Source organism: Kineococcus lubricus (assembly GCF_050871965.1).
Lineage (GTDB): Bacteria > Actinomycetota > Actinomycetes > Actinomycetales > Kineococcaceae > Kineococcus.
Genome location: NZ_JBJLSK010000006.1, coordinates 39,793 through 63,382 on the forward strand (window position 1 = coordinate 39,793; position 23,590 = coordinate 63,382).

23 protein-coding genes are annotated in these 23,590 nt (G+C 74.4%); 10 read left to right on the forward strand and 13 right to left on the reverse strand.

Annotation, left to right across the window (positions count from 1 at the left end):
* Positions 1 to 27 precede the first annotated feature (27 nt).
* From ACRYRX_RS05975 to ACRYRX_RS05985, 3 genes are read left to right on the forward strand one after another with little or no spacing between them, the layout of a single operon-like run.
* Positions 28 to 528: a ribose-5-phosphate isomerase gene (locus tag ACRYRX_RS05975; protein WP_432510916.1), complete on the forward strand. Its 501-nt coding sequence runs from the start codon at positions 28 to 30 to the stop codon at positions 526 to 528.
* Between the two features lie 30 nt (positions 529 to 558).
* Positions 559 to 1,329: a triose-phosphate isomerase gene (locus ACRYRX_RS05980; protein ID WP_432510917.1), complete on the forward strand. Its 771-nt coding sequence runs from the start codon at positions 559 to 561 to the stop codon at positions 1,327 to 1,329.
* A 9-nt stretch (positions 1,330 to 1,338) separates the two neighbouring features.
* Positions 1,339 to 2,316 carry a 3-hydroxyacyl-CoA dehydrogenase family protein gene (locus ACRYRX_RS05985; protein ID WP_432510918.1) on the forward strand — a complete coding sequence of 326 codons (978 nt, stop codon included), beginning with the start codon at positions 1,339 to 1,341 and terminating at the stop codon, positions 2,314 to 2,316.
* A 103-nt stretch (positions 2,317 to 2,419) separates the two neighbouring features.
* On the opposite strand, the gene ACRYRX_RS05990 is transcribed toward ACRYRX_RS05985, so the two are convergent.
* Positions 2,420 to 2,899, reverse strand: coding sequence for a hypothetical protein (locus ACRYRX_RS05990; RefSeq protein ID WP_432510919.1), 480 nt, complete (start codon positions 2,897 to 2,899; stop codon positions 2,420 to 2,422).
* Positions 2,900 to 3,003: 104 nt separating this feature from the next.
* A complete protein-coding gene (locus ACRYRX_RS05995) occupies positions 3,004 to 3,441 on the reverse strand; it encodes a VOC family protein (protein WP_432510920.1) in 438 nt (145 codons plus the stop codon).
* 70 nt (positions 3,442 to 3,511) lie between these two features.
* On the opposite strand from ACRYRX_RS05995, the gene ACRYRX_RS06000 reads away from it, so the two are divergent.
* Positions 3,512 to 4,477, forward strand: coding sequence for a helix-turn-helix transcriptional regulator (locus ACRYRX_RS06000; RefSeq protein WP_432510921.1), 966 nt, complete (start codon positions 3,512 to 3,514; stop codon positions 4,475 to 4,477).
* Here ACRYRX_RS06000 and ACRYRX_RS06005 read toward each other — a convergent pair.
* The 4 genes from ACRYRX_RS06005 to ACRYRX_RS06020 are packed head-to-tail and all read right to left on the reverse strand — an operon-like array spanning position 4,446 to position 7,943.
* Positions 4,446 to 5,120 carry a class I SAM-dependent methyltransferase gene (locus ACRYRX_RS06005; RefSeq protein ID WP_432510922.1) on the reverse strand — a complete coding sequence of 225 codons (675 nt, stop codon included), beginning with the start codon at positions 5,118 to 5,120 and terminating at the stop codon, positions 4,446 to 4,448. The two genes, ACRYRX_RS06000 and ACRYRX_RS06005, sit on opposite strands and share 32 nt — an antisense overlap.
* Positions 5,117 to 5,887: an ABC transporter ATP-binding protein gene (locus tag ACRYRX_RS06010; RefSeq protein WP_432510923.1), complete on the reverse strand. Its 771-nt coding sequence runs from the start codon at positions 5,885 to 5,887 to the stop codon at positions 5,117 to 5,119. The genes ACRYRX_RS06005 and ACRYRX_RS06010 overlap by 4 nt, the downstream gene beginning before the upstream one ends.
* Positions 5,884 to 6,858, reverse strand: a complete 975-nt coding sequence (locus ACRYRX_RS06015; protein ID WP_432510924.1) for an ABC transporter substrate-binding protein — start codon at positions 6,856 to 6,858, stop codon at positions 5,884 to 5,886. Before ACRYRX_RS06015 ends, ACRYRX_RS06010 begins: the two co-directional genes overlap by 4 nt.
* An 11-nt stretch (positions 6,859 to 6,869) precedes the next feature.
* A complete protein-coding gene (locus tag ACRYRX_RS06020; protein WP_432510925.1) occupies positions 6,870 to 7,943 on the reverse strand; it encodes a FecCD family ABC transporter permease in 1,074 nt (357 codons plus the stop codon).
* 106 nt (positions 7,944 to 8,049) lie between these two features.
* Between ACRYRX_RS06020 and ACRYRX_RS06025 the strand changes: the two genes are divergently transcribed.
* Positions 8,050 to 8,814 (forward strand): alpha/beta hydrolase family protein, encoded by a 765-nt coding sequence (locus ACRYRX_RS06025; RefSeq protein ID WP_432510926.1) that lies wholly within the window; start codon positions 8,050 to 8,052, stop codon positions 8,812 to 8,814.
* Positions 8,815 to 8,959: 145 nt separating this feature from the next.
* Entirely contained in the window at positions 8,960 to 9,457 is a 498-nt protein-coding gene (locus ACRYRX_RS06030; protein ID WP_432510927.1) for a QcrA and Rieske domain-containing protein, read from the forward strand.
* 22 nt (positions 9,458 to 9,479) lie between these two features.
* On the opposite strand, the gene ilvD is transcribed toward ACRYRX_RS06030, so the two are convergent.
* Complete coding sequence (gene ilvD / locus ACRYRX_RS06035; RefSeq protein WP_432510928.1) at positions 9,480 to 11,339, reverse strand: dihydroxy-acid dehydratase; 1,860 nt, start codon at positions 11,337 to 11,339, stop codon at positions 9,480 to 9,482.
* 335 nt (positions 11,340 to 11,674) lie between these two features.
* Between ilvD and ACRYRX_RS06040 the strand changes: the two genes are divergently transcribed.
* Positions 11,675 to 12,688 carry a tyrosine-type recombinase/integrase gene (locus ACRYRX_RS06040; protein ID WP_432510929.1) on the forward strand — a complete coding sequence of 338 codons (1,014 nt, stop codon included), beginning with the start codon at positions 11,675 to 11,677 and terminating at the stop codon, positions 12,686 to 12,688.
* 58 nt (positions 12,689 to 12,746) lie between these two features.
* On the opposite strand, the gene ACRYRX_RS06045 is transcribed toward ACRYRX_RS06040, so the two are convergent.
* Positions 12,747 to 13,574, reverse strand: coding sequence for a hypothetical protein (locus ACRYRX_RS06045; RefSeq protein ID WP_432510930.1), 828 nt, complete (start codon positions 13,572 to 13,574; stop codon positions 12,747 to 12,749).
* 99 nt (positions 13,575 to 13,673) lie between these two features.
* On the opposite strand from ACRYRX_RS06045, the gene ACRYRX_RS06050 reads away from it, so the two are divergent.
* Positions 13,674 to 14,852: a M15 family metallopeptidase gene (locus ACRYRX_RS06050; protein ID WP_432510931.1), complete on the forward strand. Its 1,179-nt coding sequence runs from the start codon at positions 13,674 to 13,676 to the stop codon at positions 14,850 to 14,852.
* Between the two features lie 57 nt (positions 14,853 to 14,909).
* Here the strand turns inward: ACRYRX_RS06050 and ACRYRX_RS06055 are convergent, their stop codons facing one another.
* Positions 14,910 to 16,865: a phosphoenolpyruvate carboxykinase (GTP) gene (locus tag ACRYRX_RS06055; protein ID WP_432510932.1), complete on the reverse strand. Its 1,956-nt coding sequence runs from the start codon at positions 16,863 to 16,865 to the stop codon at positions 14,910 to 14,912.
* A gap of 224 nt (positions 16,866 to 17,089) precedes the next feature.
* Here ACRYRX_RS06055 and ACRYRX_RS06060 point away from each other — a divergent pair, with 224 nt between their 5' ends.
* Positions 17,090 to 17,488 carry an OsmC family protein gene (locus ACRYRX_RS06060; RefSeq protein WP_432510933.1) on the forward strand — a complete coding sequence of 133 codons (399 nt, stop codon included), beginning with the start codon at positions 17,090 to 17,092 and terminating at the stop codon, positions 17,486 to 17,488.
* Positions 17,489 to 17,531: 43 nt separating this feature from the next.
* A complete protein-coding gene (locus tag ACRYRX_RS06065; protein WP_432510934.1) occupies positions 17,532 to 18,533 on the forward strand; it encodes a polysaccharide deacetylase family protein in 1,002 nt (333 codons plus the stop codon).
* A 360-nt stretch (positions 18,534 to 18,893) separates the two neighbouring features.
* Here ACRYRX_RS06065 and ACRYRX_RS06070 read toward each other — a convergent pair whose 3' ends face one another.
* From ACRYRX_RS06070 to ACRYRX_RS06085, 4 genes are all read right to left on the reverse strand, one after another.
* Complete coding sequence (locus ACRYRX_RS06070) at positions 18,894 to 20,420, reverse strand: GntP family permease (protein WP_432510935.1); 1,527 nt, start codon at positions 20,418 to 20,420, stop codon at positions 18,894 to 18,896.
* An 86-nt stretch (positions 20,421 to 20,506) separates the two neighbouring features.
* The gene (locus ACRYRX_RS06075) at positions 20,507 to 21,388 is read right to left on the reverse strand and encodes a carbohydrate ABC transporter permease (protein ID WP_432510936.1); all 882 of its coding nucleotides are present in this window, start codon (positions 21,386 to 21,388) and stop codon (positions 20,507 to 20,509) included.
* Entirely contained in the window at positions 21,385 to 22,302 is a 918-nt protein-coding gene (locus ACRYRX_RS06080; protein WP_432510937.1) for a carbohydrate ABC transporter permease, read from the reverse strand. Before ACRYRX_RS06080 ends, ACRYRX_RS06075 begins: the two co-directional genes overlap by 4 nt.
* Positions 22,299 to 23,588 carry an extracellular solute-binding protein gene (locus ACRYRX_RS06085; protein WP_432510938.1) on the reverse strand — a complete coding sequence of 430 codons (1,290 nt, stop codon included), beginning with the start codon at positions 23,586 to 23,588 and terminating at the stop codon, positions 22,299 to 22,301. Before ACRYRX_RS06085 ends, ACRYRX_RS06080 begins: the two co-directional genes overlap by 4 nt.
* Positions 23,589 to 23,590 lie beyond the last annotated feature (2 nt).

Here is a 23,590-nt window from a genome sequence, read left to right on the forward strand (position 1 = left end):
GACGAGCACTGGACGAGAGGACGAACCATGACTGACCTGCAGTGGCGCGTGGTGCTGGCGGCCGACGAGGCCGGGGTGTCCTACAAGGACGCGATCAAGGCCGACCTGCTGAAGGACCCCCGGGTCAAGGAGGTCCTGGACGTCGGGGTGAACTCCGACACCGACAAGACCGCCTACCCGCACGTGGCCGTCGCCGGGGCCCGCAAGATCGCCGCCGGGGAGGCCGACCGGGGGATCTTCGTGTGCGGCACGGGGATCGGGGTGGCGATCGCGGCGAACAAGGTGCCGGGCATCCGCGCCTCGGTGGCGCACGACTCGTTCTCGGTGGAGCGGCTGGTCCTGTCGAACAACGGTCAGGTCCTGACCCTGGGTGAGCGGGTCATCGGCAAGGAGCTGGCGCGGCGCCTGGCCAAGGAGTTCCTGGGCTACACGTTCGACGAGACCTCGGCGTCGGCGGCCAAGGTCGACGCGATCACCGGGTACGAGACCGGCGCCGCGGAGCAGGCGGGTAGCGTCGGTTCCTGCTGAGACCCCCTGCGACCTGGAGCACTGCCGACCATGACGACCCGTCCCCGCCCGCTCGTCGGGGTCAGCCTGAAGATGTACTTCTCGCTGGCCCGCACGCGCAGCTACCTCGCCGACGTCGCGACCCTCGGTCCCCTGGTGACCGAGTCGGGCGTGGACGCGTTCGTCATCCCCGACTTCCTCACCATCACCACCGGGCTGGACCTGCTGCGCGGGACGGGCATCTCCGTCGGCGCCCAGGACGCCTCCTGGGAGGACTTCGGGGCCCTCACCGGTGAGGTGTCCCCCGCCGCGCTGCGCGAGGCGGGGGCCAGGTTCGTCGAGATCGGGCACGCCGAACGGCGCCGCATGTTCGCCGAGGACGACATCGTCACCGCCCGCAAGGCGGCCGCCGCGGCCCGCAACGGCCTCGTCCCGCTGGTGTGCATCGGCGAGAACGTCCGCATCGACGTCGACGACGCCGCCCGCACCACCATCAGCCAGGTCCTGGCCGCGCTCGAGGACGTCCCGTCCGACGCCGAGGTCGCGATCGGCTACGAACCCAACTGGGCGATCGGGCAGACCGAACCGGCACCGCCGGAGCACGTCGTGGGCGTCACCACGCGGCTGCGGGACGCACTGTCGCACCGCTCGGGCCTGACGCGCATCCTCTACGGCGGCAGCGCGGGCCCCGGCATGTTCACCGACGTCGCCGAGGGCGTCGACGGCCTGTTCCTGGGCCGCTTCGCCCACGACGTCGCCAACTTCGCCGCCGTGATCGAGGAGATCGCGGCCCACCCGCTCAACGGAGCGGACCACCTCTAGGAGACCCACGTGCCCACCGCACCCCGCACCGACAAGATCACCAAGGTCGCCCAGATCGGCACCGGCTACATGGGCGGCGGCATCGCGCAGTCGCTGGCGCTCGCCGGCAACGACGTCTGGCTGGCCGACGCCGACCGGGAGTCCACGCAGCGCAACTACGAGCGGCTGCTGAAGGAGTCCGAGCTCTTCGAGGCGCAGGGGCTGTTCGCGCAGGGCAGCACCGAGGTGCTCAAGCAGAAGTTCCACCCGGCCGACTCCATCGAGGAAGCCGTCGCCGACGTGCACTTCGTCGAGGAAGCCGTCTTCGAGGACCCGGCCGTGAAGAAGGACGTCCTCTCGCGCGTCGAGAAGGCCGTCGCCCCCGGCACGATCATCGGGACCAACACCTCCACCATCCCGGTGAAGGTCCTCGCCGAAGCCTTCGAGGACGCCTCGCTGTTCCTCACGGTGCACTTCTCCAACCCGGCCCCGTTCATCCCCGGCGTCGAGCTCGTCACCGGTGAGGCGACGAACCCGGCCGTGCTGCCGCTGATCGACGACCTGCTCACCCGCGCTGGCCGCCGCGGCGCCCAGGTCCAGGACGTCCCCGGCTTCGTCCTGAACCGCCTGCAGTACGTCCTGCTCAAGGAGGCCATGTCGGTCGTCGAGGAGGGCGTCGCGACCCCGGCCGACGTCGACACCATCGTCTCGACGACCTTCGGTTTCCGGCTGCCGTTCTTCGGCCCGTTCGCGATCGCCGACATGGCCGGTCTCGACGTGTACGCCAAGGGTTTCAAGGTCCTCGAGGGCCACTTCGGGGAGCGGCTGTCCGCACCGGCCAACCTCACGGCCCTCGTCGAGCAGGGCAAGTTCGGCACCAAGACCGGTTCGGGCTTCCTCGAGCTCGAGCCCGAGAAGCTCGCCGCCCTCATCGACTACCGCAACCGCGCGTACCAGAAGATGGGCGAACTCCTCGCCGAGCTCGGCCCGTCGCCGATCGCGGAGTGAGACCGGCCCCCTCCCCCGCCGGGTGACCACCCTCACCCGGCGCACAGCACGCACCCACGCCCCCGGTGGTCAAGATTCCCTCGACCACCGGGGGCGTCGGCGCTCAGGACGCCCGGACCCCCGCCGGCGGCCGGTACCGCACCGCGCACGTCACGACCACGTGGCCGGCGGTGAACACCAGCCACCCCGCCAGGACCGCGGACCACCACCCCGGCAGTCCGTGACCGGCCGACCGGGCGGCCTGCACCACCGCCACGGTCAGCGACCCGGCGAAGACGTCCATCCCGGTACCCACACCAGCAGGTCGGTGCGCAACCGCCGGCGCAGCTCGCCCCCCCAGACCGGCGTCGACCCACTCCTGCTCGCGCGGCACGTCGACCCACTCCTGCTCGCGCGGCACGTCCACCCACTCCCACCGCGCCCGCGGCACCCACCGCGCCAGCGCCGAGAACGTCCCGACCGGACCCGCCGTGAGCACGGCCAGGGACGTCACCGCCCCGGCCGCCCAACCCCACGCGCCCGCCTCGCCGCCGGGCCCGAAGTGCGTCGGGACCCGCTCCGGCAGCACCGTCGCCGCCCACACCACCCTCCGCGCAGGCCGGCACCGCGGTCGCGACGAACAGGACGAGCACAGGGCGCGCGACGTCCCGGGACACGGCCCCGGACCCTGCCGGGCCCGCTCGCCGGTCAGTCCAGGCAGAACTCGTTGCCCTCGGGGTCGGCCAGCACCAGGTGCCCGGCCTCCAGCGGCGGCTGCGGCTCCCGCCGACACAGGACCGTGGCCCCCACCGCGACCAGCCGTTCGGCCTCCGCCTCCAGCGCCGCCATCCGCTCGGCCCCCTCCAGCCCGGGCGCGGCGCGCACGTCCAGGTGCACCCGGTTCTTGACCACCTTGCCCTCGGGGACCTTCTGGAAGAACACCCGCGGCCCACGCCCGTCCGGGTCCACGACCGCCGACGCGTCGTCGCGACGCTCGGCGGGCACCCCGAAAGCCTCCAGCGCCTCGGCCCACGTCTCGAACGGCGGCGGGGGCGGCTGCACCCGGTACCCCAGCACCTTCGCCCAGAACCGGGCCTGCGTGCCCGGGTGAGCCGCGTCGAACGTCACCTGCACCTCACGAGTCATGACCCCACCCTCCCGCCGATCACGGACAGAACCGGTCCGCGATCGGCCGGTCCGGGTGCACGATGGGCCGGTGAGCGCAACACCGGGAGCATCGACGGCCGAACGCGTCCTGCGGCTGCTGGAACTGCTGCAACGGCGCTCGCGGTGGACGGCCGCCGACCTCGCCGCCGAGCTCGGCGTCACCGACCGCTCGGTGCGCCGCGACGTCGACCGGCTCCGCTCCCTGGGCTACCCGGTGCCGGCCACCGCCGGGGCCGGCGGCGGGTACCGGCTCGGCGCCGGCGCCCGCCTGCCCCCGCTGCTGCTCGACGACGAGGAGGCCGTCGCGACCGCCATCTGCCTGCGGGTGGCCGCCGGGGGCACCGTCACCGGCGTCGACGACGCCGCCGTGCGCACCCTGGCCAAGCTCGACCAGGTCATGCCCCCGCGGCTGCGGGAACGGGTCCGCGCCGTGCACGCCGCCACCCAGACCCTCACCGCCCCGGGCACCCCGATCGACCCCGACCTGCTGGTGGCGCTGGCCCACGCCTGCCGCGACCACCGGCGCACCCGCTTCACCCACCGCGACGCCGAACGCACCGTCGAACCGGTGCGGATGGTCACCACCGGCCGCCGCTGGTACCTCGTGGCCTACGACCTCGACCGCGACGACTGGCGCACCTTCCGGCTCGACCGGGTCCACGACGTGCACGTCACGACCCTGACCTGCCCCCCGCGCCCCCACCCCGACCCCGACCCGGCCGAACTCGTCGAGCGCTCCCTGACCCGGTCCCCCTACCGGTTCACCGCCCGCATCCGCGTGCACGCCCCCGCCGACACCGTGCGCGACCTCGTCCCGCCCGAGGTCGGGCAGGTCGTCCCCGAGGCGCCCCGGCGGTGCCTGCTCCTCGTCGCCGGTGACGACCCCGACTGGATCGCGGCGCACACCGCCCGCCTCGGGTTCCCCGCCGAGGTCCTCGAACCGGCCGAGGTGCGCGACGCCGCGGCCCGCCTGGCGGCCAACCTCACGGCCCTGGCGGCGCCACCGCCGTCGTGAGGTGCTGCAACGTCGGCCGGTGCCCCGGGGACACCCCGTGCCGCCGGTCGTGCTCGAACAGGTCCGTCAGCGGTTCGCTGCGGATCCCGGTGAAACCGCCCGCCGCCAGCAGGTCCCTCAGCGCCCGCGGCGACCCCGACACCAGCGGCAGGTCCACCCCGGCGTACGCCGCCGCGAACTCCGGCCCACCCCCGCGACCCAGCCCGTCGGGGAACCACGCCCCGTCCACCACGACGAGCCGCCCCCCGGGGCGCAGCACCCGCCGCCAGTTCCGCACCGCGGCCACCGGGTCTCGCAACGTCCACACCACGTACCGGCTCACCACCGCGTCGAAACGGCCCGCCCGGAACGGCGGGTCCACCGCGTCCCCCCGCACGAACTCCACCGCCGCCCCGCGCGACCGGGCCCGCTGCAGCATCCCCACCGACCGGTCGACCCCGGTCACCCGGTGCCCCAGCCCGGCCAGCAGGTGCGCGACGTACCCGCTGCCGGTGCCGACGTCCAGCACGTCCACGGGCGACGGCAGCGCCCGCGACCAGACGTCCCGCCACAGCGGCCGGGCGTGGTCGACCCGCAGCTGGTCGTCGTCGTACGACGGCGCCCGCCACGTCCAGTACTCGTCGATCCGTTCCTGAGCGCTCACCGGCGACCCCCTCGCCGGGGCCGGAAGGCCAGCTGGAACCCGTCGCCGAGGTCCAGCCGGCGCACGTCCACCTCGTAGACCGCCTCGACGTTCCCCGGGGTCAGCACCTCCTCGGGGGTCCCGGCGGCGTGCACCGCGCCCTCGTGCAGCAGGACGACCTCGTCGCAGTAGACCGCCGCCAGGTTCAGGTCGTGCAGCACCACCACCACCGTCGACCCCAGCCCCCGCACCAGGTCCAGCACCTCGTGCTGGTACCGCACGTCCAGGTGGTTCGTCGGCTCGTCCAGCAGCAGGTGCCCGGCCGACTGCGCCAGCGCCCGCGCCACCAGCACCCGCTGCTTCTCCCCACCGGACAACCCGGCGAAACCCCGCGGGGCCAGCGACAACGCCCCCACCCGCCGCAACGACTCCCCCACCACGTCGCGGTCGGCGGCGGTGGTCCCCCCGAACGGCCCCCGGTGCGGGGTCCGGCCCAGCAGCACCATGTCCGCCACCGTCAGCGGCAGGTCCCCCCCGTGCTCCTGCACCACGACCGACACCCTGCGCGCCAGCTCCCGGGTGGACAGCGCACCCACGTCCACCCCGTCGATCCGCACCGACCCCGCCGACGGGGTCAACGACCCGTACAGCGTGCGCAGCAACGTCGTCTTGCCGCTGCCGTTCGGCCCCAGCAACCCGGTGACCTTCCCGTCCGGTGCCCGCAGGTCGGCCCCGCGCAGCACCGGCGCACCGCCGTAACCGAACTCGACCCCGCGGGCCTCGATCACGAGACCGCCCCCACCGGGGGGAACCGCTCGACGATCCGCGCCAGACCCTCCACGGCCAGCGGGGTCGGCGGCTCGGTGAAGTTGAACAGCAGCGGCAGGACGGCGCCGTCGCGGACCGCGGTCACGCCGGCCAGACCCGGCATCGACGTGACGGCCTCGGTCACCGCCTGCGGGTCCCCGTCGCTGTGCAGCAGCACCAGCACGTCGGGGTCACGGGCGATGAGCTCCTCACGGGTGACCTCGAACACCCGGTCGTCCACGTCGGCGAAGACGTTCGTGAAACCGGCCGCCTCCAGCTGCGGGTTCGCCATGCTCGCCGAGCCGTAGGCGTAGGTGACCCCACCGCCGACCGTGGGGTACAGCACCGCCGCGGTCCGGCCGGTGGCGGGGACGGTGAGGTCGGCGACCCGCTCGCGCAGCTCCGCCGCCGCAGCCGCCGCACGCTCCCGCCGGTCGAACACCGCGCCGTAGAACTCCATCTGCTCGGACACGTCGTCGAAGCCCACGTCCGGGACCCCCGAACCGCACAGCGCCGGTTCCTCCAGCAACGGGATGCCGGCCGCCTCCAGCGTCGCGCGGTCGAGGTTGTCGACCTCACCGATGACCAGGTCCGGTCGCTGGGCGATGACGACCTCCCGGGAGATCTGCAGGTGACCGCTGGTGTCCAGCCGGTCGGTGAGCGACGGGATCGCGTCCAGCTCCGCCCGGGTCGCCTCGTCGTAGTAGTCCGCCGGGAACCGACCGGCGCGGGCCACGACCCGGTCCAGCACCCCCAGGTCGTGCAAGAACGGCACGGCCGCGCTCTTGAGCAGGACGACCCGCTCGGGCTCGGCGTCGAAGGTGACGTCGGCGCCGCAGTTGCGGACCGTCAGGGGGTACCCGGCCCCGGGGGCGGTCCCCTCGGCACCGGTCCCGGAACCGCCGCAGGCGGTCAGCAGCAGGAGCACCAGGGCAGGAGTCAGACGACGCACGGGACGTCCCTTCACGACTTCTCGGTGGAGTACTGGTTGCGGATCAGGTGCAGCAGGAACGGGGCCCCGACCAGGGCCGTGACGATCCCCAGCGGCAGCTCCTGCGGCGCCATCAACGTGCGGGCCAGCAGGTCCGCCCACAGCAGCAGCGACGCACCCAGCAACGCCGACACCGGCACCACCCAGCGGTGCGCGGCCCCCACCAGCCGCCGGGCCAGGTGCGGGACCACGAGCCCGACGAACCCGATGCTGCCGCTGGCCGCCACGAGCACCCCGACCCCCAGGGACACCAGCACCAGCAGCCGGGTGCGGAACGCGACCGGGTCCACCCCCACCGTCCGCGCGGTCTCGTCCCCGATCGCCAGCGCGTCCAGACCCGGCGCCCACCAGCGCAGCAGCACCACCACCGCGACGGTCACCACCAGCACGACGGTCAGCGGCGAACCCCACGTGGCCAGGGCCAGCGACCCCAGCAGCCAGAACATCACCGAGCGGGCCCCCTCGGCCGACCCCGACGCGAAGACGAGGAAGCTCGTCGACGCGCTCAGCGCGTACCCCACGGCGACCCCGGCCAGCAGCAGCCGCACCGACGTCACCACCCCCGCCGCCCGCGCCACCGCGAACACCAGCAGCGACGCCGCCAGGGCCCCCAGGAAGGCGCTGCCCGACAGGGCGTGCTCACCCAGGCTCGCGAAGGCCCCGAACAGGATCGCCGCCGCCGCCCCGCACGACGCGCCCGAGTTGATGCCCAGCACGTACGGGTCGGCCAGCACGTTGCGCACCATCGCCTGCAACGCGGCCCCGCACACCGCCAGCCCCGCCCCCACGGCCAGACCCAGCAGCACCCGCGGCAACCGCACCGACCACACGATCGCCTCGTGCTCGGCCGGCCAGTCCCCCACCGCCGGCCACCCCACCGCCGAGTGCGCCACGATGCCCACCACGTCCGCCGGCGCCACGAACACCGCCCCCACCGCCACGGCGGCCGTCGCCGTCACCACCAGCAGCAGCACCAGGACCAGCACCACGAACGTGTTGCGCCGAGTACGGGCACGCACCCCCAACGGGTCGGCGACGAGCGACACCCGGACCTCCTCACATCAGCTTGTTGCAATCTACTCGCAACAAGCCCCGGCCCAGGCCCCCCACCGCACCCCGGCGCTCGCGGGCGGCGACCAGTAGGGTCGGACGGTGGCCGAGCAGGTGTCGTTCCCCAGCTCGACCGGCCACCGGCTGGCCGGTCTCCTGGACGTGCCCGACGGGCCGGTCCGCGGGTGGGGCGTCTTCGCGCACGGCTTCACCCTCGGCAAGGACTCCCCCGCCGCCTACCGCATCTGCCGCGGCCTGGCCGACGAGGGCATCGGCATGCTGCGCTTCGACAACCTCGGCCTCGGCGGCTCCGAGGGCGACTGGGGCGACGGCTCCTTCACCCACAAGGTGTCCGACACCGTGCTCGCCGCGCAGTTCATGGCCGCCCGCGGCACCCCCGTCGACCTGCTCGTCGGCCACTCCTTCGGCGGCGCAGCGGTCATCGCCGCCGCCGGGCAGGTCCCGGGCCTGCGGGCCGTCGTCAGCATCGGCGCCCCGTCCGAACCCCGCCACGTCGAGCACAACTACGACGCGCTGCTGGAGAAGGTGATGGCCGAGGGCCACGCGGAGTGGCTCGTCGGCGGCCGGGCCCTGACCCTCAAGCGCGCCTTCATCGAGGACGTCCGCGCCGCCGACCTCAAGCACCGGATCCGCCGCCTCACCGTGCCGCTGCTGGTGATGCACTCCCCCACCGACTCCACCGTGAACGTGGAGAACGCCAGCGCCATCTTCAAAGCCGCCCCGCACCCGCGCAGCTTCATCGCCCTCGAAGGCTCCGACCACCTGCTCACCGCCCGCGGGCAGGCCCGCCGGGCCGCCCGCATCGTCAGCGCCTGGGCCGACCAGTACCTGACCGCCGCACGGTGAACCAGCGGGACGTCCCCAGCAGCACCCACGGCGACTGCGGCACCCAGCGCTCGTCCACCCGAGGACCGCGACCCCGCTGAACCGGACGACCCCGCCCACCGTTCAGTCCCCAGGAAGCTGCACCGACCCCTGACGGAGGACCACCGTGGACGACGCCGCCCGCACCCCCCACCCCCTGACCCGCGCCGTCCTGTCCCGGCGACGGGCGCTCGCCGCCGGGGGCGGCACCCTCGGGATCGGCTCGGTCCTCGCCGCCTGCGGCGACGACACCACCACGAGCACCGGGACCCCGGCCACGTCCACGACCACGACCACCAGCGCGACCAGCGGGTCGACGGCCTCCGGCCCCGAGGAGCTGGCGAAGGTCGCCGACGTCCCCGTCGGGTCGGCCGTCGTCGTCACCAACGCCGCCGGTTCCGCCGTCGTCGTCGCCCAGCCCACCGCCGGCGAGATCGTCGCCTTCAGCGGCCTGTGCACCCACCAGGGCTGCGCCGTCGCCGTCCGGGACGACGAGCTGGACTGCCCGTGCCACGGGTCCCGCTTCGAGCTGCTGACCGGGAAGGTCCTCCAGGGCCCGGCGACGGCCCCGCTCGACCCCGTCGAGGTGCAGGTGGACGGCGACTCCGTCGTCGCCGCCACCTGACACCGCTCGGTCCGGTCCGCCGTCAGCGGCGGTGGGAACGCTCCGGCACCCGGCGGACCGCGCCGGTGGACGCCGACGTCGCCATCGCCGCGTAGGCGCGCAGGGCCGCCGTCAGCGGCCGGTCGCGGTCCTTCGGCTCCCACGGGCGCTCGGAGGACTCCATCTTCGCCCGCCGCTCGGCCAGCACCGCCTCGTCCACCCGCAGGTGCAGACTGCGGGTCTCGACGTCGATCTCGACGCGGTCACCGTCCTCGACCAGGCCGATCAGGCCACCGGCCCACGCCTCCGGGGAGACGTGCCCGATGGAGATCCCGCTCGACCCGCCCGAGAACCGGCCGTCGGTGACCAGCGCGCACACCTTGCCCAGCCCGCGGCCCTTGATGAACGACGTGGGGTGCAGCATCTCCTGCATGCCCGGCCCCCCGGCCGGGCCCTCGTAGCGGATGACGACGACGTGGCCCGGCTTCACCGCCCCCGACAGGATCCCGGTGACCGCGTCCTCCTGGGACTCGAACACGATCGCGGTCCCCTCGAAGTGGAACAGCGACGGGTCGATGCCCGCGGTCTTGATGATCGCGCCCTCGGTGGCCAGGTTGCCCTCCAGGACCGCGAGCCCCCCGTCGGCGGTGTAGGCGTGCGCGAGGTCGCGCACGCACCCGTTCTCGGCGTCGGTGTCCAGGGAGTTCCACCGGTTCTGCGTGGAGAACGCCTGCGTGGTGCGGACCCCGCCGGGCGCGGCGTGGAACAGCTCCACCGCCTCCTCGCTCGGGGACTGCGCCCGCACGTCCCACGCCGACAGCCAGGACGCCAGGTCCGGGCTGTGGACCGTCCGCACCGACTCGTCCAGCAGCCCCGCCCGCCACAGCTCACCGAGGATCGCGGGGATCCCGCCGGCGCGGTGGACGTCCTCCATGTGGAAGTCGGAGTTCGGGGCGACCTTCGACAGGCACGGCACCCTGCGGCTGATGGCGTCGATGTCGTCCAGCGTGAAGTCGAGCTCGGCCTCCTGGGCCGCCCCCAGGATGTGCAGCACCGTGTTCGTGGACCCGCCCATCGCGACGTCCAGCGCCATCGCGTTCGAGAACGCCGCCTTGTTCGCGATGCTGCGCGGCAGCACCGACTCGTCGTCGCCGTCGTAGTACTGCTTCGCCAGCTCCACGATCAGCGACCCGGCGCGCAGGAACAGGTCCCGGCGCGCCGCGTGCGTCGCCAGAGTCGACCCGTTGCCCGGCAGCGACAGCCCCAGCGCCTCGGTGAGGCAGTTCATCGAGTTCGCCGTGAACATGCCCGAGCAGGACCCGCAGGTCGGGCACGCCGACCGCTCCACGGCGTCCAGGCCGGCGTCGGTCACCTGCTGCGAGGCCGAGGCCGCGATCGCGGTGATGAGGTCCGTCGGGGCGTGCGCGACACCGTCGACGACGACGGCCTTGCCGGCCTCCATCGGCCCGCCGGAGACGAACACGGCCGGGATGTTCAGCCGCAGGGCGGCCATGAGCATGCCCGGGGTGATCTTGTCGCAGTTCGAGATGCACACCAGCGCGTCGGCCTGGTGGGCGTTGACCATGTACTCCACCGAGTCCGCGATGAGCTCACGGCTGGGCAGGGAGTAGAGCATCCCCGAGTGCCCCATGGCGATGCCGTCGTCGACGGCGATGGTGTTGAACTCCTTGGACACGCCCCCGGCCTCGGCGATCGCGCCGGCCACCAGGTCCCCCATGTCCTTGAGGTGCACGTGGCCCGGGACGAACTGCGTGTACGAGTTCGCGATCGCGACGATCGGCTTGCCGAAGTCCCCGTCGGTCATGCCGGTGGCTCGCCACAGCGCACGGGCACCGGCCATGTTCCGGCCGTGGGTCGAGGTACGGGAACGCAACGCGGGCACGACAGCTCCAGGTGTGCAGGGAGGGTTGGGTCTCGCACGGGACACCGCGGCCGATGGGCCCGCGGACACCGCCCCGCGCGAGGGGACGTCCCCGGCCGACCCGCGCGTGTGCGGGCGGGCGACGACGTCCTGTCAGCGGCCACCGGAGTCGAGGTGGGCGCGCCTCGTCCCCCGGGTCCGTGACGGAGTTCACCAGGGGCCCGGTCAGGATAGCTCCCTGCCGCGCTCCGTCCGGGCCCCCTCGGTCGGGGCGGTCCGTCTTTGTTCTTTAACCCTTCCAACATTAGTGTTCGTATTGACTCCAATAACTAAATTTCCTATGCTACTGTGGTCGCATGAGCGCCACCGGGTCCGCCGACGTCCCCGCCGAACTGGTCGCCGTCCTGCTCCCCCCGCTCGAACCGCCGCCGACCTTCGACGCCGACACGCTGCAGACCTGGTTCGCCTCCCTCGACCCGGTCCGCCGCGCGGTGCGCGCTCCCGCGACGTGGCGGGCGTACGCCGTCGACCTGGCCCACTTCGGTCAGTGGTGCGCGGTCGAGGAGCGGCAGCCGCTGCCCGCCGAGCCGCAGACCGTGGCCGAGTACCTCCGGGCCCACGTGGAGTCGCTGTCCATCGCCACCCTGCAGCGACGGCTGGCCGCGATCGCCGTGGCGCACGCGCTGATCGGGGTCCCCTCCCCCACCGACGGCGAGCACGTCGGCCTGGTGTGGCGGGGCCTGCGCCGCGTCCACGCACCGGAGCGGCCGCGCCGCCGCGTCGACGCGCTCGAGACGCGCGGGCTGGCCGACCTCGTCGCCCCGCTCGTCGACTCCGCCATGGACCACCGGGACCGGGCCCTGCTCGTCCTGGGGTTCGCCGGCGCCCTGCGCCGCTCCGAGCTCAGCGCCCTCGACGTCGGGGACGTCGTCGACGAGACCGAGCGGCTGCTCGTGACGATCCGCGCCGCCGGCTCCCGCGACGAACGGGTCGTCGAGCTCCCCTGGGGCCACCGGGCGCAGACCTGCCCCGTGCGTTCGTGGCGCACCTGGGTCCGGGTGGCCCGCCTCACCGACGGGCCCGCGTTCCTGCGGATGACCAAGGGCGGCAAGTCGTTGCGCCTGGAGCGCCTCGGCGACCGCGGGGTCGCCGAGGTCGTCAAGCGGCGCGCCCTCGACGCCGGTCTGGACCCGAGCCTGTTCTCCGGGCACAGCCTCCGTGCCGGGTTCGTCACGTCCGCGACCCGGGCGGGCGTGCCCGGCGTCTCCATCGCGCGGCAGACCGGGCACCGCTCGGCCGCGGCCCTGGCCGCCTGCGTGCGCGAGGACCGGCCGTTCCCCGGCAACCCCGCCGCGCACGTCGGCCTGTGACGGGTCCTGCCCGTCGCGAGCGCCGGTCAGGCCGTGACCAGCGGGTACCGTCCCCCGGTCACGAGCCGACCTCGTCCCCGGCCGCCGCGACGCGCTCGTCGGGGCTCCCCTGCCGCTCCAGCGCGGACCGCAGCCGCCGGGCACCGCTCGGTGCGGCGAACCCGGTGGCCGGCGGTGTGGCGCCGGTGAGCCGTTGCAGCGCACGGCCGCACGCCTCCAGCACGGCGAGCACCTCGGGCCGGGTCAGCGCCGGCAACGACCCGTCCGGGCCGTCCAGGGCCAGGCAGCCGGTGACGGCCGAGCGGGGGCCGGAGTCGTCCACGAGCGGGACGGCCACCACGACGGCGTACTTGCCGCGGACCCGGGCGAACTCGGCCTCGCTCAGCCCCTGCGCGTCCCCGGCCGCCTCCAGGGCGGCGACGTCGCGGGCGACCACGGCGCCGGAGGCGACGCACTCGCCGACGACGCCCTTGCCCGGCGCCCAGGTGACCCCCGAGGCGACGGGGCGGCGCCGGGCCCGGACCCGGTGCACGCGCTCCAGCGCCGCGGGACGCCACCGGGGCCGGCGGAGGCGGTAGGCGGCCAGGGCCAGGTCGCGCGGGTCGTGGCCGGAGGCGTCGGAGACGGCCCACAGGGCACCGGAGAGGACGTCGTCGAACAGCTCGCGCTGGGCGGCGGTGCGCCGGCCCCGGACCTCGGAGACCGCCCGCAGCACGGCGGGCACGATGGCCAGCAGGGCCGTCAGCACGATGAGGGCGGCGACCACGCGGTCGGAGGCGTCCCACAGCTCGGCCCGTTCCAGGGCCAGCCCGGCCCCGACGAGCGCGGCGAGCACGACGAGGGCGACGTCGAGCACGAGGCGGGGCGGCACCCGGTCGGTGGTCACGACGATCACCGTAGAGGCCCGGTGCGACACCCCGTCGTCCACAGGGCACCGGCGCCGGTTTCCCGGCTCCTCCGACGGTCAACTACTCTGCACGAGCTCATGCCGCCGACGAAAGACGCCCAGCAGCCCGTGCGCCCGCCCCTGCCGTCCCCGTCCCGCCGACGCACCACCGCCCGTTCCCGCACCGCCTCGACGGTGGGTCTGGCCGCTGCCCTGCTCGTCCTCGCGGCACCGCAGGCGGTGGCGACGACCGCACCGGCCCCGGCGGCGAGCACCGCTGCGAGCACCGACGCCGCCCCCGGCTCGCGCGAGGCGCTGACCGCTCTGGCGGCACGGGCCGCCGCGGCGCTGGAGACGTACCAGCAGGCGCTGGCGGCCCAGCAGGGCGCCGAGGCCGCCGCCGCGACGGCGCAGGCCGAGCTCGCGACCGCGCAGGCCGCCGTCGAGGCCAGCCGCGACGAGCTCGGCTCGTGGGCGGCGCAGGCGTACCGCGGGACCGGGGGGATGCGGGACCTGTCGAGCGTGGCGGTCCTGCTCGACCCGGACGCGGCCGGCGACGTCAGCTGGACGCTGGCGGCGGTCGACCGCGTGGGCGGCGGCTACGGCCGGGCCGTGGAGACCGCCGACCGGGCCCGCGCCGTGCAGGCCGAGGCCGCGGCGAGGGCCGCCGCCGCCGTCGAGGCGGCTCGGGCCAGCGCCGACACGGCCCTGGCGGCCAAGGCCGCCGCCGACGCGCTGGTGCAGGAGCAGCTGGTGGCGTACTCGGCGCAGCAGCGCACCGCCGCCGGGCTGGACCCGCTGGCGCCGGACGCGGCCGTCGTGGACCGCGCCCGCGCGTTCCTGTCGAGCACGGCCACCTGCGCCGGCGGGGTCCTGACCGGGTTCGCCAACGGCGAGCTGCCCGTGGAGGCGCTGTGCCCGCTGTACGGGGCCCCCGCCATGGTCCTGCGCGGTGACGCCGCGCACGCCTTCGAGGCGTTGTCCCAGGCGTTCGAGGCCGAGTTCGGCACGCCGCTGGCCGTCACCGACGCCTACCGCTCGCTGGCCGAGCAGGTCGACGTCAAGGCCCGCAAACCCGGCCTGGCCGCCGTGCCCGGCACGTCCCGGCACGGCCTCGGGCTCGCCGTGGACCTCGGCGGCGGCGTGCAGGACGCCGGGTCCGTGCAGCACCAGTGGATGGACCGCAACGCGGCCCTGTTCGGGTTCATCAACCCCGCGTGGGCGCAGGGCTCCCCCGGCCCGTTCGAGCCGTGGCACTGGGAGTTCGTCGCCGCCTGAGCGGCGGCGGGCCCGGCCGGGTCGTCCCGGGCCGGGCCCGCCGCAACGGGGCCGGGCTCAGTCCACCGTCCAGGCGTCCCAGCGGTTCCGCGTCCACATCGCCGCGCGCAGCTCGTCGCGGACCCGTTCGACGTTGTGCCCGATCTCCCGCGGCAGCCGGTCGCCGAACCGCGCGAAGTACGTCTGGAGCTCGTCGAGCTCGGCCGACCACGCGGCGGGGTCGACGGCGAACAGTTCCGCGAGGTCGGCCGCGGGCACGTCCAGGCCGTCCAGGTTCAGCGTCCCCGGCGCCGGGACCAGACCCACGGGGGTGTGCTCGGCGGCGACGGTCCCCTCCAGCCGGCGGCAGATCCACTCCACGACCCGGGAGTTCTCCCCGAAACCGGGCCACAGGAACCGGCCGTCGTCGCCGCGGCGGAACCAGTTCACGCCGAACACCTGCGGCAGGTGCTCCACGCGGCCGGCCATCGACAGCCAGTGCCCGAAGTAGTCGGCCATGTTGTAGCCCGAGAACGGCAGCATCGCGAAGGGGTCGTGGCGCAGCGCGCCGACCGTGCCCTCGGCGGCCGCCGTCTGCTCGCTGGAGATCGAGGCGCCGAGGAAGACCCCGGCCGACCAGTCGACGGCCTGCGCCACCAGCGGCACGTTCGAGCGGCGGCGCCCGCCGAACAGGATCGCGTCGATCGCGACGCCCTCGGGGGCCTCGAACTCCTCGGCCAGGGAGGGGCACTGCGAGGCCGCGACGGTGAACCGGGCGTTGGGGTGCGCGGCCGTGCGGCCGGTCTCGGCGCCGATCCGCGGCGTCCAGTCCTCGCCCCGCCAGTCCACCAGGTGCTCGGGGGTCTCGTCGGTCATCCCCTCCCACCACACGTCGCCGTCGTCGGTGAGCGCGACGTTGGTGAAGATGACGTTCTCGGACAGCATCTCCATGGCGGTCGGGTTGGTCGACCAGCCGGTGCCCGGCGCGACGCCGAAGAACCCCGCCTCGGGGTTGATCGCCCGCAGCCGGCCGTCGGGGCCGGGTCGCATCCACGCGATGTCGTCGCCGATCGTCTCCACCCGCCAGCCCGGGACGGTGGGCCGCAGCATCGCGAGGTTCGTCTTCCCGCACGCCGAGGGGAACGCCGCGGCGAGGTGGAACACCCGCTGCTGCGGGGAGGTGACCTTCAGCACGAGCATGTGCTCGGCCAGCCAGCCCTCGTCGCGGGCCATGGCCGAGGCGATGCGCAGCGCGAAGCACTTCTTGCCCAGCAGGGCGTTGCCGCCGTACCCCGACCCGAACGACCAGATCTCCCGGGTCTCGGGGAAGTGCGCGATGTACTTCAGGTCGTTGCAGGGCCACGGGACGTCGGCGCGCGAGCGGCCGATGGCGTCGACGAGCGGGAAACCCACGCTGTGCACGGCCGGCACCCACGGCAGGCCCTCGTCGATGGCGGCCAGGGCGGGCGCACCCGTCCGGGTCATGATCCGCATGGAGACCACCGCGTACGGGGAGTCGGTGACCTGGACCCCGAGCTGGGAGATCGGCCCGCCGACCGGTCCCATGGAGAACGGCACGACGTACATGGTCCGGCCGCGCATGCAGCCGGAGAACACCCCGTCGAGCTCCTCGCGCAGCGCGCCCGGTTCACGCCAGTTGTTCGTCGGGCCGGCGTCCTCGCGACGGTGCGAGGCGATGAACGTCCGCGACTCCACCCGCGCGACGTCGTTCGGTGCCGACCGCGCCAGGAAGGACCCGGGCCGCAGTTCGGGGTTCAGCGGGATCAGGGTGCCCGCGGCGACCATCTGCGCCGTCAGCCGGTCGTGCTCGGCCTGCGAGCCGTCGCACCAGACCACCTCGTCGGGTTCGGTCAGGCGGGCGATGTCGCGCACCCACGCCAGCAGTTCGGGGTTCCGCGTCGGGGCGCTCACCTCCAGGCCGGGCGCCCGCAGGCTGCCCGTCCCGCTCCCCGGCGTCCCGGAGCCGGTGGCGGGGCGCGGCGTCGTGGCGGTGGCGTCGAGCTGGATGGTCATGGAGTTCCTCCCCGGTGAGTCGGATCCTCACCATCCAGCGCCGGAGGAGGCCTCGTGCACCCCTCAGCACCATGAAGATCGGCGGTTCTTCACAACAGCGGAACTCGGGTTGGGAGGTGACGGGCTCCACGAGGGTCGGGGCCGGTGTCTCCCGGGGGCGACGACCACCACCGGCCGGTTCCCTCCACCGTGCGGCACCCCGGGACTGCTCGTACGGTCGCGTCATGGCACACGACCTGTACACCGCCAGCGTCTCGGCCACCGCGGGCGCCGTCCGGTCCGACGACGGCGCCCTCGAGCTCGAGGTCCGCGAGGCGACCTCCTCCCAGGACGGATCGGCCACCAACCCCGAGCAGCTCATGGCCGCCGCTCTCGGCAGCTGCCTGCTGGAATCGCTCAAGATCGCGACGAGCACGACCGGCGGCAGCGACGACGGCGTGCAGGTGCAGGCGCAGGTGACGCTGGCCGAGGCCGAGGGGGCCGGGTACTCGGCCCGCTACGAGCTGTCCGTCACGCTGCCCGACGCCGGCACCGACCCCGAGGCGGTGCTGCAGCAGGCGCTGTCGCTGTGCCCGTTCACCAAGAGCATCGACGCCGGCAGCCTCGACGTGCACCTGGCCTGAACGGCCGGCCGCCGTGCCGTCGCACCCGCCCACGCCGGCTGAGGTGCTGCGCTCGGCGGTCGCCGTCGCCGCCGAGGACGAGGAACGCGCCGGGGTGGCGATGTTCCTCGGGCTGCACCCGGCTCCGGCGACCCCCGCCGCCCCCACCCACCCCGCCGACCCCGGGCTCGGGCGCCGGCTGGGAGCCGTGTGGGACGTCCTGGCCGCGCACGACCCCGACGTCACCGTCCAGGACGCCCTGGCCGTGCTGGCCGACCTGGAGTTCCGCTCCGGCCCCCCGCGACCGCCCGCGCCCCACCCGCCGGACCGGCTGGCCGCCTGGCGCCCGGCCGGGTGGCGCACCCCGTCGCGGGCGCAGCGGGACGCCGAGGTGGCGCAGGTGCGCGACGCGCTCGTCGGGGGGCGCCTGCTGCGCGTCGTGAACCACCACGACACCCCGCTGTCCCGCCAGGAGGAGTTCCGGGCCGCGCTGCACGGCTACGCCGCCCGGTTCGACCCGGTGACCGCCGCCGACGTCCTGGCGTTCTTCGCCACCGGCCGGTGGCCGACCTCCCGGCCCGGGATCGTCCCGGCGTTCTTCGACGGTTTCGCCAGTGCCGTCCGCTGCGCCGCGCCGCTGCTGGCCGAGACCGGCCTCACCGGGTGGTTCTACCCGCCGACGGAGTTCCTGGACGTCGCCCCCTCCGACCAGCGGGCGTTCGCGCGGGCGCACGACTACGGCGTGCTGGAACACCCCGGCGACCGGCTGGCGATGACGTGGGACGAGCTCGCGACCCTCGCGCAGACGCACGAGGTGTGCGGTCACACCGCCACCCACGCGGCCGCCGCGGACGTCCGCACCGACGACGACGTGACGCGGCAGGTGCGCGAACCGGTGCGCAGGCTCACGGAGGTCTGCGGCCGGGTGCCCGCGGCGTGGGCGTGGCTGGGCGGTTCACCCTTCGCCGCGGACTCCCCCGGGGACCGGGCCGTCGTGGCGGAGGGCGTCCCGCTGCTCACGTCGAACGCCGTCCTGGAGCGGTTGCCGGTCCCTGCGGCGACCTGACCGGAGCACCGGGCGCGGAGCCGCCCGGATCCGCTCGCCCCCGGTCCTCCGCCCGCGGGGGTTCGGCACCACGGGCCGCCGGTGGTCTTCACGCTCCCCGCGCCGGGCGTGGACGTCGGTGACGTCGAGGGACCTCGCCTCCGGCTGGGCGTCGAACAACGTGGTGTGACCGGCCAGGACGTGCTCGCGCACCGCGGCCCGGCCGACGACGGTGTGCCCGCTGTCGGTGTCGACCCGGGTCACGTCGTCGCTGGAGGAGCGCGCGAAGTCCGCACCGCCGTGCATCGCCTCGAAGCAGTCGCGCAGCGGTTCGTCACCGCCCGGTCCCCGGTGGGAGGGGGCTCGGGCACCCGCCGGCGGTCACAGGACCAGGTACCCGACGAAGGCGAGGGCGAAGCCGACGAGGCCGATGAGGGTCTCCATGACCGTCCAGGTGCGCAGGGTCGTGGGGACGTCCATGCCCAGGAAGCGGCCGACGAGCCAGAAACCGGAGTCGTTGACGTGGCTGAGCGCGGTGGCGCCGGCGGCGATGGCGACGACGATGAACGCGGGGTCCAGGCTGGACAGGCCCGCGGTCGCCTCGACGGTGGGGGCCATCAGCCCGGCGGTGGTGGTCAGGGCCACCGTCGCCGACCCCTGGGCCACGCGCAGGCCGAGGGAGATGATGAACGCCGCCACGATGACCGGCAGCCCGGTCGCGGCCAGGCTGTCCGCGAGGGCGTCGCCGATGCCGCTGGCGCGCAGCACCCCGCCGAACATGCCCCCGGCACCGGTGATGAGGATGACGGAGCAGACGGGGCCGAGGGAGCCGTTGGCCAGTTCCTCGACCTTCGCGCGCGACAGGCGGCCGTGGCCGAGGACGGCCATGGTGACCAGCACGGCGATGAGCAGCGCGACCGGCGTCTGCCCCAGCAGGCGCAGCCCCTGCACCCAGGTGGCGTCGCCGTCGACGGCACCGGCCGACGCGAGCGTGTTCAGGCCGGTGTTCAGGAAGATCAGCACGAGCGGGAGCAGCAGCACGGCCAGCACCGTGGCGAACCGCGGCGGGGGTCCGGGGTGCTCGACGACGGAGAGCGGGGCGTCCGTCGTGCTCACCTTCCGGCCCCCGTCGCCGCCGGCGCCGGAAGGTCCCCCGCCGGGGGTCCCGCCACCGGCGGGTCCCCCACCGGCACCGGAGGACCCGCCCGACCCGAACCCGTTCTCGGCCGCACGCCCGGCCCACTCCGACGGCAGCGGGACGTCGCTGCGGCGTCCGGCCCACACCCCGAACAGGTAGCTGGCGGTGAACCAGGTGGGCAGGGCGAGCACGAGGCCCACGAGGACGAGGACGCCGATGTCGGCGCCGAGCAGCTCCCCGGCCGCGACCGGCCCCGGGTGCGGGGGGACGAAGGCGTGCATCACCGCGAAGGCCCCCGCGGACGGCAGGGCGTACACCAGGACCGGGCCGCCGAACCGGCGGGCCACCGCGAAGAGGATGGGCAGGAAGACGACGAACCCGGCGTCGAAGAAGATCGGGAACCCGAAGAGGAGGGAGGCGATCCCGAGCGCGAACGGGGCGCGCTGCGCGCCGAAGCGGGCGACGAGGGTGTCGGCGAGCACCTGGGCGCCGCCGGTGACCTCCAGCAGGCGGCCGATGATGACGCCGAAACCGACCAGCAGGGCCACGCTGGCCAGCGTGCTGCCGAACCCGGCGGTGAGGACGTCGACGATGCCGAGCAGGTCCCCCGTGGGTGCGGTGGTCACCACGGCGGTCAGGGCGCTGATGAGGACGAGCGCGACGAAGGCGTGCAGTTTGACGCGCACGATGAGGAAGAGCAGCAGGGCGACGGCGGCGGCGGCGATGAGCAGCAGCGTGCCCGTGCCGTAGGCGGGGGTGACGGTCTCCATCGATCCTCCAGAAACGGCGTTGTTCCTCCGTCGAGCCTAACCCATCGGTGGATCCCCGCCCGGGCTGCGCGCCCGGGGGCAGGGCCTCACTTCAGGCCGCTGCGCGCGATCCCGGCGACGAACTGCCGCTGGGCGATCCCGAACAGCACGAGCACGGGCAGCACCGAGACCAGCGCGCCGGCCATGAGGGCCGGGTAGTCCGTCGTGTACTGCCCCTGCAGGAACGACAGCCCCACCGGCAGCGTGTACAGCGCCGGGTCGCGCAGGGCCACCAGCGGCCAGGCGAACTCGTTCCACCGGTAGGTGAACGTCATGACCACCAGCACCGCGACCAGCGGCCGGGCCAGCGGCAGGACGATCGACCACAGCGTCCGCAGCTGCCCGGCGCCGTCGAGCTGGGCGGCCTCCAGGAGCTCGTCCGGCAGCGACAGGAAGTACTGCCGGGCCAGGAACACCCCGAACGCCTCCGCCGAGCGGGGCACGATGACGGCCCAGTACGAGTTGATCCAGCCCAGGTCGTTGACGAGGTCGAACTGCGGGACGAGCAGCGTCTGGACGGGGATCATCAGCGTCGCGACGACGAGGAAGAACACCACCGCGCGGCCCGGGAACCGGTGCTTGGCCAGGACGTACCCGGCGGTCACGTCGACGACGACGGTCAGGGCGACGGCCACCACGGCGATCGCGAAGGAGTTCTGCACCCACTGCAGCACCGGGAAGTCCGTCAGCGCCCGCCGGAACCCGCCGAGGTCGAGGGAGGTGGGGACCAGCGAGACGCGCCCGGCGACGAGGTCGGACCGGGAGGACAGCGCGGTGACGACCATCCAGTACAGCGGGAACACCCACACGGCGGCCAGGACGAGCACCACGAGGAACCGGGACCAGCGGGTGCGGTCGGGGCGGCGGGTGCGGGTCGTCACGTGCGGCGACGACCCGGCGGTGGTGCCCGGACGGGTGGTGGTGGTCACGACTCCTCCTCGGAGCGGCGTTGCAGGCGCCACCAGAACACGGTCGCCACCAGGATGACGAGGAACACCACGACGCCGATGGCCGAGCCGTACCCCTGCCGGCGGGCCTGGAACCCCTGCGTGTACGCGTAGGTGACGAGGATGTCGGTCGCGCCCGCGGGGCCGCCGCCGGTCATGACGCGGACGACGTCGAAGACCTGGAACACCTCGATGACCATCAGGACCGTCACGAAGAACGTGGTGGGCCGCAGCAGCGGCCAGCTGACGAACCGGACCCGCTGCCACCGGGAGGCGCCGTCCAGTTCCGCGGCCTCCAGCAGGTCGGCGTCGATGCCTTGCAGCGCACTGAGGTACAGCACGACGACCAGGCCGGTGCGCGCCCAGAACAGCACGACGAACACCGACACCGCCGCGGCGGTCCCGCCGGACTGCCAGTCCGGGGCCGGCAGCCCGAACCCCGACAGGGTGCGGTCGACGATCCCGACGTTCTCGTCGAAGATCCAGCGGCCGGCCATGGCGACCACGACGCCGGAGATGACGTACGGGGCCAGGAACAGCGCGCGGAACAGCCCGCGGGCCGGCAGCCGGTCCCGCAGCAGCAGGGCGAGGGCGAAACCGGCCGCGATGCTCGCCGGGACCGACACGACCGCCAGCAGGCCGGTGTTGCCCGCCGCCCGCCAGAACGCGGGGTCGCGCACCATCCGGGCGTAGTTGTCCAGGCCCACGAAGTCGGCGGTGCCGATGCCGGTGGCGTCGGTCAGCGAGATCCGCACCGCCTGCACGAGCGGCCACAGGACGAACACCCCGAACAGCACCAGCGCCGGGGTCAGCAGCGCGTACGACGTCGCCCAGCGCCGGGCCGCGGCGGTCCGCACCCCGCGCGGCGACCGGGTGAGGGGGGCGGTCGCGGTCACGACGTGAGCACGGACCGCACCCCGGCGACGATCTGCGCGAGGGCGGTGCGGTCGTCGTCGCCACCGAGGAAGGCGGCGTCGAGCCGGTCGGCGAGCTGACCGTTGACCGCGCTGAAGTCGGGGACGACGACCTGTTCCACGAGTTCGGTGCGGATGGCGCGGGCCTGCTCGACGAACAGCGGCATCAGGTCGGGGCGGACGGCGTAGTCCAGCGTCGCGGGGTCGACGTCGGTGCGGGTGGGCAGGACCGTCGCGGCCGCGCAGAACGTGCCCATCTGCTCGGCACCGGCGCAGAACTCCAGGAAGTCCAGCGCCGCCTCCTTGCGGGACCCGGCCTCGACCGCGACGAGCGCGTTCCCGCCCAGGTCGGCCGACGCGTTGACGTCCCGGGGCAGGAACGTGGCCTGGTACTCGAACCCGGCGCCGTCGATCTCCTGCAGCAGGAAGTCGCCGGCGAACACCATGGCCACGGTCTGGTTCACGAACAGGTCGCTGGCCGGCTGCCCGCGCGAGGAGGACGCCTGCGGCACCAGGCCGCGCCGGAAGAAGTCCCGGGTGAAGGTCAGCGCCTCCAGCAGCCCGGGGTCGTCCTCGGCGACCGCGTCGAGGCCGGGGGTGAGCAGGCGCCCACCGGCCTGGTCGACGAAGTTCAGCCACCGGAACGCGCCGGCGTTCTGCCAGTTCACCGCGAAGGAGTACGCGTCGGCCCGCGACGGCTGCACCCGGCCCGCGGCGTCGAGGAACTGCTCCCACGTCCACGCCGCGTCCAGCGTCGCCGGCAGCGCCCCCAGACCGGCCGAGGCGACCGCGGCGGTGTTCACCAGCACCATCGAGGTGTCGGTGTGGTGCGGGACGCCGAACGTCCCCTCGGCGTCGGTGACCGCACCCCAGAACGCCGGCAGGAACGAACCCTCCAGCGCCGCCGGGTCGGGCAGGTTCGCCAGCACCCCCTGCGCCCGGTAGGCCGCGACGTCGGTGTAGCTGACGCGGAAAAGGTCCGGCGGGGAGTCGGTCCGCAGGGCGGTGTCGACGGCCGTCAGCACCTCCGAGTACGGCACGACCTGCAGGTCCACCCGCGGGCCGCCCTGCGCGGCGAACCCGTCCGCGAGCGCCTGGAAGGCGGTGAGTTCGGCGTCGCCGGCCCAGGTGATCATGGTGAGGGTGTCGTCGTCGCGGGTGGCGTCGCTGTCGGAGTCGGTGGAGAAGCCGCCGCAGGCGCTGAGTCCGAGGGTTCCGGTGAGGGCGCCGGCGGTGAGGACGGTGCGGCGCGTGGGGTGGGTGGGCATGG